This window comes from Herbidospora sp. RD11066 (assembly GCF_054661255.1).
This window is the reverse complement of the sequence record NZ_BAAGDO010000008.1, coordinates 389242-402625: the sequence shown is the minus strand read 5'-3', so window position 1 is coordinate 402625 and position 13384 is coordinate 389242. Positions and strand designations below refer to the sequence as shown.

General features: G+C 69.7%; 13 protein-coding genes. 6 read left to right on the top strand and 7 right to left on the bottom strand.

What is annotated here, in order from left to right; all coding sequences use genetic code 11:
• Positions 1-209: 209 nt before the first annotated feature.
• Positions 210-1136, bottom strand: coding sequence for a Bug family tripartite tricarboxylate transporter substrate binding protein (locus tag ACYQ78_RS29195; RefSeq protein WP_459804149.1), 927 nt, complete (start codon positions 1134-1136; stop codon positions 210-212).
• A 120-nt stretch (positions 1137-1256) separates the two neighbouring features.
• Between ACYQ78_RS29195 and ACYQ78_RS29190 the strand changes: the two genes are divergently transcribed.
• From ACYQ78_RS29190 to ACYQ78_RS29180, 3 genes are all read left to right on the top strand, one after another.
• Positions 1257-1646, top strand: coding sequence for a GntR family transcriptional regulator (locus ACYQ78_RS29190; protein ID WP_459804148.1), 390 nt, complete (start codon positions 1257-1259; stop codon positions 1644-1646).
• A 352-nt stretch (positions 1647-1998) separates the two neighbouring features.
• The gene (locus tag ACYQ78_RS29185) at positions 1999-2919 is read left to right on the top strand and encodes an ABC transporter ATP-binding protein (protein ID WP_459804147.1); all 921 of its coding nucleotides are present in this window, start codon (positions 1999-2001) and stop codon (positions 2917-2919) included.
• Complete coding sequence (locus tag ACYQ78_RS29180; protein WP_459804146.1) at positions 2916-3539, top strand: hypothetical protein; 624 nt, start codon at positions 2916-2918, stop codon at positions 3537-3539. Before ACYQ78_RS29185 ends, ACYQ78_RS29180 begins: the two co-directional genes overlap by 4 nt.
• Here ACYQ78_RS29180 and ACYQ78_RS29175 read toward each other — a convergent pair.
• The 3 genes from ACYQ78_RS29175 to ACYQ78_RS29165 all read right to left on the bottom strand — a co-directional run bounded on the left by ACYQ78_RS29175 (position 3536) and on the right by ACYQ78_RS29165 (position 6429).
• Complete coding sequence (locus ACYQ78_RS29175; protein WP_459804145.1) at positions 3536-4441, bottom strand: aldo/keto reductase; 906 nt, start codon at positions 4439-4441, stop codon at positions 3536-3538. The two genes, ACYQ78_RS29180 and ACYQ78_RS29175, sit on opposite strands and share 4 nt — an antisense overlap.
• Before the next feature lie 34 nt (positions 4442-4475).
• The gene (locus ACYQ78_RS29170; RefSeq protein WP_459804144.1) at positions 4476-5813 is read right to left on the bottom strand and encodes a GH12 family glycosyl hydrolase domain-containing protein; all 1338 of its coding nucleotides are present in this window, start codon (positions 5811-5813) and stop codon (positions 4476-4478) included.
• Between the two features lie 82 nt (positions 5814-5895).
• On the bottom strand, positions 5896-6429 hold the full coding sequence (locus ACYQ78_RS29165) for a TetR/AcrR family transcriptional regulator (protein ID WP_459804143.1): 534 nt from the start codon (positions 6427-6429) through the stop codon (positions 5896-5898).
• 86 nt (positions 6430-6515) lie between these two features.
• On the opposite strand from ACYQ78_RS29165, the gene ACYQ78_RS29160 reads away from it, so the two are divergent.
• Together ACYQ78_RS29160 and ACYQ78_RS29155 are read left to right on the top strand one after the other, a co-directional pair.
• Positions 6516-7916, top strand: a complete 1401-nt coding sequence (locus tag ACYQ78_RS29160) for an MFS transporter (protein WP_459804142.1) — start codon at positions 6516-6518, stop codon at positions 7914-7916.
• Entirely contained in the window at positions 7858-8358 is a 501-nt protein-coding gene (locus ACYQ78_RS29155; RefSeq protein ID WP_459804141.1) for a hypothetical protein, read from the top strand. The genes ACYQ78_RS29160 and ACYQ78_RS29155 overlap by 59 nt, the downstream gene beginning before the upstream one ends.
• Before the next feature lie 2 nt (positions 8359-8360).
• Here ACYQ78_RS29155 and glmS read toward each other — a convergent pair whose 3' ends face one another.
• The 3 genes from glmS to ACYQ78_RS29140 are packed head-to-tail and all read right to left on the bottom strand — an operon-like array spanning position 8361 to position 11899.
• Entirely contained in the window at positions 8361-10178 is a 1818-nt protein-coding gene (gene glmS / locus ACYQ78_RS29150; protein ID WP_459804140.1) for a glutamine--fructose-6-phosphate transaminase (isomerizing), read from the bottom strand.
• 5 nt (positions 10179-10183) lie between these two features.
• Complete coding sequence (locus ACYQ78_RS29145) at positions 10184-10447, bottom strand: hypothetical protein (protein WP_459804139.1); 264 nt, start codon at positions 10445-10447, stop codon at positions 10184-10186.
• A 60-nt stretch (positions 10448-10507) separates the two neighbouring features.
• On the bottom strand, positions 10508-11899 hold the full coding sequence (locus ACYQ78_RS29140; RefSeq protein ID WP_459804138.1) for an amidohydrolase: 1392 nt from the start codon (positions 11897-11899) through the stop codon (positions 10508-10510).
• Between the two features lie 66 nt (positions 11900-11965).
• Between ACYQ78_RS29140 and ACYQ78_RS29135 the strand changes: the two genes are divergently transcribed.
• Positions 11966-13354, top strand: coding sequence for a M14 family zinc carboxypeptidase (locus ACYQ78_RS29135; RefSeq protein WP_459804137.1), 1389 nt, complete (start codon positions 11966-11968; stop codon positions 13352-13354).
• Positions 13355-13384 lie beyond the last annotated feature (30 nt).

Below are 13384 nucleotides of genomic sequence, written 5' to 3'. Positions count from 1 at the left end.
GGGTCGGGGCTCGGACACAGGGTCGGGGCTCGGACACAGGGTCGGGGCTCGGACACAGGGTCGGGGCTCGGACACAGGGTCGGGGCTCGGACACAGAGATGGGCCATGGACCCAGAGTCCGATCTCGGACGCAGAGTCCGGGCCAAGCCGCAGAGAAAGTCGATCGGGCAAGCTCCAAAGCCTTAATCGCCGAAGACCGATTCATCTCCCTATTGCCTGATGCCCAAGTCAGTCAGGATGTCCCGCGAGCGGATGGTTTCGACGCCGAACCAGTCGTGGAAGTCGGGACCGTCGAGGTAGAGCGGGGTCCAGCGGTGACGGCGGCAGGAGGCACGCCATTCCGCCGACGCGCTGACGCCGCGGCAGATGTCGAGCAGGTGGGCCCGGTCTTCGTCCCGGAGGGAACCGGGCGCCAGAAGGCCGCGCCAGTCGGCGTGGATGTGGCGTACACCCGATTCCATGAGGGTCGGCGCATCGACCTCCGGCAGGCGCTCGGGTGCGGAGACGGCGAGGGCCCTGATGCGGCCCGCGCGGATCTGCGGCGCGAGCTGGGCGACGCCGCCGACCCCGGCGGCGATGCGGCCGTCGAGGAGCGCGCTGAGGAGGCCGTCCTTGTCGGGAAAGGCGGCGTAGTCGACCAGCCGGGCGTCGGCCCCGAGACCTTTCGCGATGAGACCGCACAGCACGTGGTCGGGGCCACCGTAGGTGCGACCACCCATGAGGATCGACGCGGTGTTGCGGCGCAGGGTGGCGGCCAGGCCGTCGAAGTCGCGGACCTTGGAGCCCATCGGCGCGACGACCACCGACCATTCACCGGCCATCCGCGCCAGCGGGACGGTGCCGACGGTGTTGACCAGCGCCGGACCGGCGACCAGCAGCCTGCCGTGGCTCTTCCCGTGGGCGAAGCCCCTGATCGTGGCCTTGTCGCCGTCGCAGGTGGTGACGTTGACGGCGTGGGCGAGGCCGCGCCGCCGGACCACCGTGCGCAGCTCGTGGGCGAACCGGTCGTCCTGGCCGCCCACCGTGGCCGGGACGACCAGGGAGAGCGGCACGCCCAATGGACGTGGGTCTGCCCCGCAGCCGGCGGCCAATGCGGCAAGCCCGGCTCCCCACAGGAGGAACTCCCGACGCCGCACTCCGCCCTCCCTTCGGTTACACGATGAGCATATGTCCGATTACTCAACGTCACATAGGCGGGGTCTGGGTTGACGTTGATCGATTTCATCAATTAACTAATGCATTAGTGGATTGAGGTGATGAGTGTGATCGAGTTCTCGCTCGACAAGAGGTCGGGCGTGGCGACGTACATGCAGATCGTCCAGCAGGTCGAACAGGCCATGCGGCTAGGCCGCCTGAGCCCGGGGGACCGCCTCCCGACGGCGGCCGAGGTGGTGGGCAAGCTCGCCATCAACCCCAACACGGTCCTGCGGGCCTACCGGGAACTGGAGTCCCGGGGCTTGGTGGAGCCCCGCCCGGGCCTGGGAACCTTCGTGCGCCGCTCACTGGGACGGCCACGTGACCCCGTCCTGGAACGAGGCCTGACGACGTGGGTGCGCGAGGCGCTAGCGGCCGGACTGGCACCCGATGACATCAGAGCCCTCGTGGAATCGGCCCTGGCCGACGGCTCGGCGGAGGCGACGGCATGACCGCGCACCACGCGCATCTCGAAATCTCCGGACAGCGCCGCACACCGCCCCAACCGATCCCCGCGCTCCCCCCTCCTCACCTGGGAGGCGCTCGCGTCGAGGAGGCCCTGACAAAAAGGCTCCGGTGCCCGACAACTCACCGTCGCCACGCGCCGCCGATACAGGTGATGCATCGCGCCTCACCGGCACCGGATTCGGCCGGCTTCATTTCGTTAGGAGCGCTAAGGCCACGCGTAGGCAGCGCGGACATGATCCATGACCTTGCCACCGGCGGCGTACATCACGAAATTACGGGACGGCATGAGCCGGTCCCGCCACTCCCCCACCCATCGCCAGGCACAGGAGGCGAGGCATGATCCAGGACGTTGCCGCTCACCATGCACATACCGAAATTTCGGGACACGTGCCCGCCCTTGAGGTGACCGGTGCCGGGCTTCGGTACGGCCGGGCCTGGGCCCTCCGTGGGTGTTTCGCCAGTGTGCCGCAAGGTCGGGTGGCGGCCTTGGTCGGGCCCAATGGCGCCGGGAAGTCGTCGTTGATGCGGCTCGCCGTCGGGCTGCGGAGGGCCGACGAAGGCGAGGTCAAGGTGTTCGGCCAGCCGCCACGGGGCGCGAACCTGCCGAGGGTCGCGTTCGTCGCGCAGGACAAACCCCTCTACCCCGAGCTCACCGTCGCCGAGACCATCAAGGCGGGTGCCGCGCTCAACCCCCGCTTCGACACCCCCGGCGCCACGAAGAGGCTCGACGATCTCGGCATCCCCACGTCCAAGAAAGTCCGCCAGCTCTCAGGCGGCCAACGGGCCCAGGTCGCGATCACGCTGGCCATCGCCAAGCGGGCCGATCTCGTCGTCCTCGACGAGCCCCTCGCCAACCTCGACCCCCTCGCCCGCCACGAGGTCATGGAGGGCCTCATGTCCGCCGTCGCCGAACGCGGGCTCACGGTGCTGCTCTCGTCGCATGTGGTCGCCGAGCTGGCCGAGGTCTGTGATCACCTCATCCTGGTGTCGCGGGGCAAGGTGCAGGTCGCCGGGGACATCGAGGAGCTGGTGTCCGCGCATCGGCTGCTCATCGGGCCGTCCGGTACGGCTCCCGCCGGCGCCTACGACGTCGTCGGCAGCAGCGAGACCGAGCGGCAGACGACCCTGCTCGTCAGGTTGAACGGCCCGATCCACGACCCCCGCTGGACGGTCCGCGAGCTCTCCCTGGAGGACATGGTGCTCGGTTATCTCAGGGCGCCCGACGCGGTGCTCGTCCCGAGGCCGGTGGCGTTGTGACCTGGCTCGCGATCCGGCAGCACCGCATCCGCATGATCAGTATGGCCCTCGTGGTCGTGCTGTGGACGGGGCTCGTCACCCTCGAGCGGCTCTACCCGGGCATGCGGGGCATCTCGGCCAGCCTGTTCGCCTACCTCCCCCTGGTCATGGGGGTGTTCCTCGGGGCGCCGCTGCTGTCGCGGGAGTACGAACGCGGCACCCACCAGTTCGCCTGGACGCAGAGCGTCACCCGCAGCCGCTGGCTGGCCCCGCAGGTCCTCACCGCGGCGGGGCTCGCGCTGGTCACCACGGGACTGGTCACCGCGCTGATCTGGTGGTCGCTGCGAACGCTGCCGCAGGAACTGTGGGGTCCGCTCCCGTTCACCTGGACGCTCTTCGGGGTGGCCCTGGGCACGTTCTGGAGTGCCGTGACGAAAAGGACGACCGTCGCGATGGGGTCAGCGTTCTTCGGGGTCGCCGCCTGCCAGCTCATGGCCGAGGGGCTGCGCAACCGGGCCACCCGCGAGTTCGGCTGGTCCTCCGCCACGCTCGGCGCGGTGGAGGCCGCGATCACAGCCGGACTCGCGGGGGCCCTCGTCGCGGGCGCGTGGTGGTTCGTCACGCACCGCGATCCCGGCTAGACGTCCAGCGCCGCCAGGTCCCCGGGGGAGAGCCGGGGGAGGGTCAGCAGTTCGTCCAGCTGGGCGATCGTGGAGGGCCCGATGATCGGGCTGACCCCGTTCGCGAGCAGCCAGGCCAGCACGACCTGGTTCCGGGTCGCCCCGAGGCCGTCGGCCACCTGTGTAAGCGCCTGGAGCTTCCTGGTGTTCCCGGGGTGGTCATAGGCCTCGGGGAAGGGGCGCTCAGGTCGTACATAGGAACCGGAGATGAGAGGCGTGTAGGCCCAGAGATCGAGGCCTTCCGAGGCCACGTAGTCGAGGGTCTCGTCGGTCACCCACGCGAAACGGTGGTTGACGCCCTCCACCCGGGTCCAGGGTCTCGGGGTCAGGTACGAATAACGCAACTGCAGCGCCGCATACGGGGCGCCCAGGGCGCGGGCGCGTTCGACCCGCCACGTGGGGTGGTTGGAGACGCCCACGCGGCCGGTGAGGCCGTCGGCGACCAGGCCCGCGAGCGCCTCGGCCGTCTCCTCCAGGGGGACGGAACGATCTTCCATGTGGGTCCAGAACAGCTCCACGTGGTCGATCCCGAGGCGGTCGAGGCTCTGGTGCAGGGCTTCCTTGAGGGCGCGCGCCGACAGGCCCTCGCGGTTGGCGGGCCACTCCCCCGGGCCGACCGGCTCGGCCCCGGCCTTGGTGGCCAGGGTGAGCCGGTCGCGCAGGCCCGGACGGGCGGCCAGCCAGCGGCCCATCAGCAGCTCGCTCTGGCCGCCCCTACCGCCGGGGTCGTTCCAGAACGCGTAGCAGTTGGCGGTGTCGATCACCGTGCCACCGGCGTCGACGAACCGGTCGAGCAGCGCGAACGAGGTGCGTTCGTCGGTCAGGGTGCCGAAGTTCATGGCCCCGAGCACTAAGGAGGTCATGATCTCCACCCTGAACCCTGGAGTGCACTCCAGGTCAAACCTGAGTGCATCCGGAGATCGCCGGGACTCCGCTGCTGCCCGGCCGGGTGGCCTGGAAGCCGAAGTTGGTGCTCTGGCCCGAGCTCAGGCTGGCGTTGTAGCTCATGCCGGTGATCGTCACGTTCGACCCGCTGACGGCGACCTGTGAGCTCCAGCTCGACGTGATCTGGTGGCCCGAGGGCAGCGTGAACGGCAGCGACCAGTTCGACGCCGGGCCGGTCAGCGTGAACTGGGCGACGTAGCCGCCGCCCCACTGGTCGAACCGGACGGTGCAACCGCCGGTCTGCCCGCTTCCTGAGCCCGTCGTCAGGGACACCGTGTTCGACTGCGACGAGACGTTCCCGGCGGCGTCGTAGGCCGTCACGTAGAACTGGTAGGTCGTCGACGCCGACAGGCCGGTGGCCGAGAACGAGGTCGACGACGACGTCCCGACCTGCGCGAACGATCCGCTGGTCCCCTGGCGGCGGTAGATCCGGTAGCCCGCCACGCCGACGTTGTCGCTGGAGGCCCCCCACGTCAGGCTGGTCCCACTCGCCGTCAGGTTCGAGGGCGCGCTGGGGGCGGTGGTGTCCTGGTTGGAACCACCGCTGGTCGTGTACGTGAAGTTGTTCACCGTCAGCCCCGCGCCGCCGATCCACGGTTCGAAACCGGCCTGCACGCTGGTCAGATACCACGACCGCTGCGCGTAGCCGCGGGAGACCGCGTCGCTGTAGAAGGTGTTCACCGCGAAGTCCATCGACGAGGTGGCGGACGTGCGGACGTACGAGATGACGTTCCAGCCGATGTTGCCGAACCAGACCTGCCAGGTCCCCCCGGCCAGGCTCACCGTCCCGACCTGGCTGCCGATCGGCTGGATGGAGCCCTGGCGGTTGAGCCAGATCATGACCTCGGCGCCCGTGTTCTGCCCGTCGGTACGGGGCGTCGGGTCGAACCAGATGTCGTACGCGGCGTCCCACGTGCCGCTCGACGGGTAGCTCATGCTGACGCTGGTCCGGACGTTGCCGAACGCGGACGAGGAGGCCTGCATGGGCAGGCTACTGCCGGTCGAGCAGTTGGCGTAGTGGCAGCCCGCGTAGATCGTCGGGTAGGAGGCCGGGGCGCCGTTGGTGGCGTTGTTGTGGCCGGCCGACTGGATGGTGAAGCCACCCGCCTGGTTGACGTCGATGCACTGGGGGGTGTTCGCGCCCCACACGTTGTTGATCACAACGTAGCGGCCGGACTGGACGGTGGTGGCACCGTACTTCTCACAGATGACGGGTGCGGCGTGCGCGGGGGTGACGCCGAAGAGGACGAAACCGCCGAGCAGCGCCGCCACGAGGGCGATGCGTCTCATGTCACGGACGGTAGGTCGGCCTGGTGAAGCGACCTATCGCCGCTCTCCCGCAGAGGCTCCGACCTGCGTGGAAGCCTGAAACTTACAGCAGCACGCCTTCGAGGAACAGGTCGAGCAGGCGTTCCTGCCGGGCCGGGTCGCTCTCACACGACCACGCGATTCCCTGGACGACGCTCGACAGGTCGGCCTGGGTCAGGTCGGGACGCACCAGGCCGGCCTCCTTGGCCCGGTCGAGCAGGTCGGTGCTGACGGCGAAGAGGATCTCGCACGAACCGTACAGAGGAGATTCGGGGTTGTTGATGGCCACCGACATCTCGGCGGCCAGACCGCGGGTGGCGGTGATGTGGCCGAGCTGGGCCAGCAGCCACTGCCGCAGGGCGAGGCCCGGGTCGTCGCACTTCAGCTCGGTCGCGGTGGTCGCCATCGCGTCGAAGCCGTCGCGGAGCACGGCCATGATCAGGTCCTGCCGGGTCGGGAAGTGCCGGTAGAGAGTGCCGACGCCGACCCCGGCGGCCTTGGCGATGTCTTCCAGCGACGCCTCGGTGCCCTTCTCCGCGAACGCCGCGCCGGCCTCGGTCAGCAGACGGTCGTAGTTACGGCGCGCATCGGCTCTCACGACAACTCCCTTGCATAAGCGGAGGCGGCCTCCGTATATTTACCGGAGTCGGCCTCCGATTATTTTATCGCCCGAAGGGCCTCCCCATGAACCCTCGACAGCGCATCACGCTGCTCGTCATCGCCCTCGCCCAGCTCATGCTGATCCTCGACGGCACGATCGTGACCGTCGCCCTCCCCGGCATCCAGGAGGAGCTCGGCTTCAGCCCCGGAGGGCTGTCCTGGGTGATGAACGCGTACATGCTGGCCCTCGGCGGGCTGCTGCTGCTCGGCGGCCGGATCGGCGACATCTTCGGCCGCCGCCGAGCGCTGATGGCCGGAGTGCTGATCTTCACGCTGGCCTCCCTGCTGGGCGGCTTCGCCCCGGGCCCCGAGACCATGATCGCCGCCCGGGTGCTCCAGGGCGTCGGCGGCGCCCTGGCCGGCCCGGCCGGCATGGCGCTGATCACCGGCAACTTCCCGGCAGGCCCGCTCCGCGACCGCGCCATCGCCGTCTTCACCTCGGTCGGAGCGGCGGGGGCCGCGATCGGGCTGCTGGCGGGCGGCGTGCTGACCGACTTGGTGTCGTGGCGCTGGGTGATGTTCGTGAACGTCCCCATCGGGCTGGCGATCCTGGCCCTGACCCCGGTGTTCGTCCGCGAAACGGAGCGGGTCCCCGGCCGCTTCGACCTGGCCGGAGCCGTCACCGCCACGACCGGTTCGTCCGGTCTCGTGTACGGATTGGTCCGCGCCTCCGAACGCGGCTGGACCGACGTGGGGGCACTGGCGTCCCTGGCCGGCGGCCTGGCGCTGCTCGCGCTGTTCATCCGGGTCGAGCGGCGGGCCGCGCAGCCGGTGATGCCGCTGCGCCTGCTGTCGGAGCCCGCCCGGGTGGCCGGTTACGCGGCGATGCTGCTGGTCCCGGCCTCGATGCTCGGCATGTTCTTCTTCCTCACCCAATGGGTGCAGATCGGCCTCGGCTACACCCCACTCCAGGCCGGCCTGGCCTTCCTCCCCCTGGCGCTGACGATCCTGACGCTGTCCCAGCTCGCGGGCCGGATCCTGAGCGTGGTCAGGCCGCAGGTGGCGGTGGTGGCCGGACTGCTGCTCATCGCGATCGGGCACGTCTGGCTGTCGCGGCTCGGCGGCTACTTCCCGGGCATCTTCGTCCCGCTGATCCTCATGGGCGCGGGCGTCGCGGCGGCCCTGGTCGTGATGAGCATGCGGATCATCAACGGAGTGGCGGTCGACGACGCCGGGGCCGCGTCGGGCCTGCTCCAGGCGATGAACCAGATCGGCGGATCGCTGGGCCTGGCGGTGCTGGTGACCGTCCACGCGGCGGGCGGACTGCAGGCGACGTTCCTGACGGCGGCGGGATTCGCCCTCCTGGCCCTGCTGATCGTGACCACGATGCGACCCCGGAAAACGACGGCGGAGCCAGAATGGGCGGGTGGACCCAGCGATCTCCGCCCTGATCGTCACCTACACCCAGACCAAAGATCTCGCTGACCTGGCCGCCGCGAGAACCCGCGCGGAGGAACTCGGCGACCCTCACCTGATCACCCTGGTCGACAACCTCCAGGCCCTCGCCGAGGGCGAGAACCGGCGCATGGCCACAGCGGCGGACAACGAACCGCTCTTGGCCATGCTCCCGGCCTTCATGACCGACGACGTGACGTCACTCCGCGAGACGGTCGAAACCTTCCCTCCCGGCTCGGTCATGGGCGCCTACCTGCGCGGACTCGTGACGGGTGACGTCGACGGCCTGCTCCGGGCGATCGACCGGTTCCCCCTGGCCGACCGCGTCACGCTGCTGACCCTCGCGGCCGAAGGCCAGCAGGAGATGTACGCGTCAACCGGCGAACCGCACCTGCGAGAGGCGTCGATCAGAACCCTGGAGGAACTGGCCCGCCTGCGGAGGCCCCGGCGATGGTGGCATCGCCGGCGCTGAGTTCACTCCACGGTCACGCTCTTGGCGAGGTTGCGGGGCTTGTCGACGTCGCGGCCCAGGGCGACGGCGGCGTGGTAGGCGAAGAGCTGGAGCGGGATCGTCAGCAGGATGGGGTCGAGCTCGTTCTGGTTCTTCGGGACGACGATGCAGTCGTCGGCCTGGTCGGACTCGCGGTGGCCGATCATGAGGATCCGGCCGCTGCGGGCCCGGATCTCGCCGAGCGTGGTGAGGTTCTTGTCGAGCATCTCGTCGTCGGGGACGACCGCGACGGTCGGCATGTCCGGCCCGATCAGGGCCAGCGGGCCGTGCTTGAGCTCGCTCGCCGGGTAGGCCTCGGCGTGGACGTAGGAGACCTCTTTGAGCTTCTGCGCGCCCTCGCGGGCCACCGGATAGCCGCGCACCCGGCCGATGAACATCATCCCGGACGACGACGCGTACTTGTGGGCCAGCGCCCTGATCTGCTCCTCCTGGGTGAGGATCTCCTTGATCTGGTCGGGCAGCGCGCGCAGGCCCTCGCAGATGCGGCGGCCGTCGGCGGGCGACAGGTCGCGGACCCGCCCGAGGTGCAGGGCCAGCAGGGCGAAGGCCGCCGCCGTGGAGGTGAACGCCTTGGTCGAGGCGACCGAGACCTCGGGGCCCGCGTGCAGGTAGACGCCGCCGTCGCACTCACGGGCGATCGCGGAGCCCACGGTGTTGACGATGCCGAGCACCCGGCCGCCCTTGCGCTTGAGCTCCTGGACGGCCGCCAGGGTGTCGTAGGTCTCGCCCGACTGGCTGATGGCGACGTACAGGGTGTCGGCCTCGACGACCGGGCTGCGGTAGCGGAACTCGGAGGCGGGTTCGGCGTCGGCGGGGATGCGGGCCAGTTCCTCGATGAGCTGGGCGCCGATCTGGCCCGAGTAGTAGGCCGAGCCACAGCCGATGATCTTGACGCGCTTGAACGAGCGGGTCTCCCGCGCGTCCATGTTCAGGCCGCCCAGGTGGGCGACGTGGAAGCGGTCGTCGAGACGGCCGCGCAGGGTGCGGGCGATCGTGTCGGGCTGCTCGGAGATCTCCTTGAGCAGGTAGTGCTCGTAGCCGCCGGTGTCGTAGTTGGCGGTCTCCCAGTCGACCGTCAGCGGCTCCTTCGCGGTCTCCCGCGCGTCGCCGCCGAAGGTGTGGAAGCCGTCGGCCTTGAGCACGGCCAGTTCGCCGTCCTCCAGGTGGACGACCTGGCGGGTGTAACGGACCAGCGCGGCCACGTCGGAGGCGGCGAACATCTCCTTCTCGCCGATGCCGAGCACGATCGGGCTGCCCAGCCGGGCCACCACGACCTCGCCGGGGCGCTGCGCGTCGACGACGGCGATGCCGTACGTGCCGACGACGCTCTTCAGCGCGCGCCGGACCGCGTCTTCGAGCGAGTCGGTCTCCTCGACGGCGCGGCTGATCAGGTGGGCGAGCACCTCGGTGTCGGTCTCGCTGAGGAACTTGATCCCCTCACCTTCGAGACGCTGCCGCAGCGCGTCGGCGTTCTCGATGATGCCGTTGTGGACGACCGCGATCCGCTCGTCGGTCGACAGGTGCGGGTGGGCGTTGACGTCGCTCGGCACGCCGTGGGTGGCCCAGCGGGTGTGGCCGATGCCGGTCGTGCCCTTGAACCGGGCCGGCATCACCGCCGCGAGGTCGGCCACGCGGCCCTTGACCTTGCGGTTCTTGAGCGTCTTCGACGCGACGACGGCGACGCCCGCGGAGTCGTAGCCGCGGTATTCGAGCCTCTGGAGCCCCTCCAGCAGAATGGGCGCGGCGTCCTTGGGCCCGACGTAGGCCACGATTCCGCACATGTAGTTCACCCTCCGTAGATGATCCGGCGGAGCTGGCGCTGCGACAGCTCCGGTGCCGCGACCCGGCGCGCGGGCAGCTCGAGGGCCACCCGGCGGAAGATCTCGTCGTTGCCGAGCCCACGTGCCCGCATTTCGGCGTGCCGACGCCTGACAAAGGCCTCGGTGCTCTCGCCGAAGTAACCGAGCACGTCGGCGACCACCCGTGCCGCCTCACCCGGACCGAGCGAGGTCGTCCGCATGAGGTGGGCGATGAGGTCGTCGAACGGCACAGGAGTGGACCTTACGGAGGAGGAACCGGGAATACCAAGAATCCTGCCCGGAATCGGGCATCAAACCCCGTTTCTGTACGTCCACCTCCCGGCGAGCACCGTTCCGAGGACCTCCGGATGGCGCAGGTCGGACATGTCACCCACGATGACGAGATCGGCGATGTCTCCTTCGTGGACTCCCGCCCTGCCCTGAGAGGCGGCCGCCAGGGCGGTGGCGAGCGGAATGGCCTGCTCCGGGTGCCAGGCCGGGCGGTCGTCGTCGGTCCGGGTGACGGCCGAAGCGATGCCGTCCCACGGGTCGAGGGGCGACACCGGGGCGTCGGAGCCGATCTCGATCGTGCCCCCGGAGGCGAGCAGGTCGGCGAAGGCGTAGGCCCGGTCGGTCCGCCCGTGCCACTGGAGGTCGGCGACCTCCCGGTCGTCGGGCTGGTGCGCCGGCTGGACGCCCGCGACCAGGCCCTTCAACGCGAACCGGGGGAAGTCCTTGCGGGAGACGAGTTGGGCGTGCTCGATCCGTCCGGGACAGCCGAGGTCGTGGAAGGCGTCGAGGGCGATGGTGACGGCGTCGTCGCCGATGGCGTGCACGGCGGGGTGGATCCCGTTCCGGGCGGCCAGCGCCATCGTGGCGGCCAGTTCCTCCGGCGGGAGCTCCAGCAGGCCCCGGGAGGTCGTGCCGGGATAGGGGTCGGCGCAGTAGGCGGTCCGGGTGTTGAGAGACCCGTCCACGAACATCTTCACCGGCCCGACCGTGAGAAACTCCGAGATCTCCTGTCCGGTACGCAGCCCGCGGGCGACCGCCTCCTCCAGGCGGTCACGGGGGATCGAACAGGCCACCCGCACGTCGGTCCGGCGGCGCTGCCAGTCGGTCACGTTGTCGGCGTACTCGAAATCGATGACCCCCGTCACGCCGCGTGCCGCGGCGGCCGTCATGGCCTCGGCCACCCAGGCGTCGACCTGGTCGGCGGGCGGCGGCGGGAGGGCGGCCAGGCCGCGGAAGCAGTCGCCTTCGAGGAGGACCCCGGTCGGGTGGTCGCCCCGGCCGATGAGGTCGAGCGCGGCCTGGTTGAACCAGGCGGTGTGGAGGTCGTTGCTGACCAGGATGATCGGGTGCTCGCCCGGGAGGAGGTCCTTGTGCATCTCGTCGGCCCAGAACACGTCCCGGAAGCCGAAGCCGAGGGTGGGCTCCCCAGGTCGTACAGAGGAAAGAATGATCGACACGGCGTGCGCGGCGGAGGTCGCGGCCGAGAGGTCGGTGCGGCGGCGGTTCTGGGCCCACTGCACGGAGTGCACGTGGGCGTCCACGAGACCGGGCAGCACGATCGCACCCTGGAGATCGATCACTTCGTCGGGCACGATGGCATCGGGGGCGACGACACGCCCGGCCTCCGAGATCGCGAACGAAGTGAGCGACCCACCAACCCCAACTTGGGCATTCCTGAACAGCAGAGACATGCGCAAACCTTATTTGTCAGTCTTTGTGTCTTTATAGGGGGTATGGTCCGTGTGCAAACTTAAGGGATGCTTGCTCCCGAACTGACGCGTGAACTCGGCACCGTCCCCGAGTACGACCGGTTCGCCACCGTCGACGAGGTCAACGACTGTCTGACCCGCCTGGCCGCCGCGCACCGCGACCTCGCCTCGATCGACCGCATCGGCACCTCACGCCTCGGCGACCCCCTCCTGTGCCTCACCATCGGCGACGGCGACCGCGACATCGTGGTCGCCGCCGGACCGCACCCGAACGAGCCCATCGGCGGCCTCACGGTCATGCACCTGGCCCGCCGGCTCTGCGAGGACCGCGCGTTACGGAACGGCGCCCGCTGGCACATCGTCGGCTGCCTCGACCCCGACGGCACCCGCCTGAACGAGGGCTGGTTCGCCGGCCCGTACACCAAAGCCCACTACGGACGGCACTTCTACCGCCCCGCCGGGGACGAACAGGTCGAATGGACCTTCCCCTTCACCTACAAACGCTCCTATTTCGACCGCGTCCTGCCGGAGACCCTGGCCCTGATGCGCCTGATCGACCGCACCCGCCCCGCCTTCCTGACCACCCTCCACAACGGAGAACTCGGCGGCGTCTTCTACTACCTGTCCCGCCCCGAACCCGAACTCCAGTCGGTGCTCGCCGAACTCCCCGCCGTGTTCGGCCTCCCCCTGCACGTCGGCGAACCCGAACACCCCGCCATCGGCCAGCTCGCCCCCGCGATCTTCCTCACCCCGCGCATGGAGGAGACCTACGACTACGTGGAGGCCCTCGGCCAGGACCCGACCGAAGTGATCACCGGCGCCGCCTCCGACACCTACGCGGCCCGCTGGGGCACGCTCTGCCTCACCGCCGAACTCCCCTATTGGGTCGACCCGGCCGCCGGCGACACGTCGGAGACCTCGATCTCGTACGGGGACCTGATCCGCACCCAGGCCGTCCACCTGCGCGACACCGCGACGATCCTCGAAGAGACCCTGAACGGCGTGACGGCCGACCTGATCAGCTCCTCCCCGTTTATCCGCGCCTCCCGCTTCTTCATCCCGATGCTGGCCAGCATCGCCGCGACCGACGAGAACCGGTCTTCCGCTCCTGCTGCGTCGCGCTTCGCGACCGCCGCCGAAGTCTCGTCGTGCCGCGATCTCGTGCACAGCTACCGGCTGCGGTTCGGGGGGATGCTGCTGCGCGGCCTCGAAGGGGAACTCGCCATCGGCAACGGGACTCCGGCCATCCGCAGGGGCTGCCGCGCGCTGTCGGAGATCTACGAGAAGTGGTGTGCGGACGCGGAAAACGAGATGTCCGACCAGACGATACCCATCGCTCACCTGGTGGCCATCCAGTACGGCGCGATCCTCGCCGGGGCGCGGCACGCGCTTGGTGCGCACGAGCACCCTGGAAACACGCTAAAGTCTTCTTCGTGAGGCCGGGCCCCCGAGGGGGAACGGAAGATC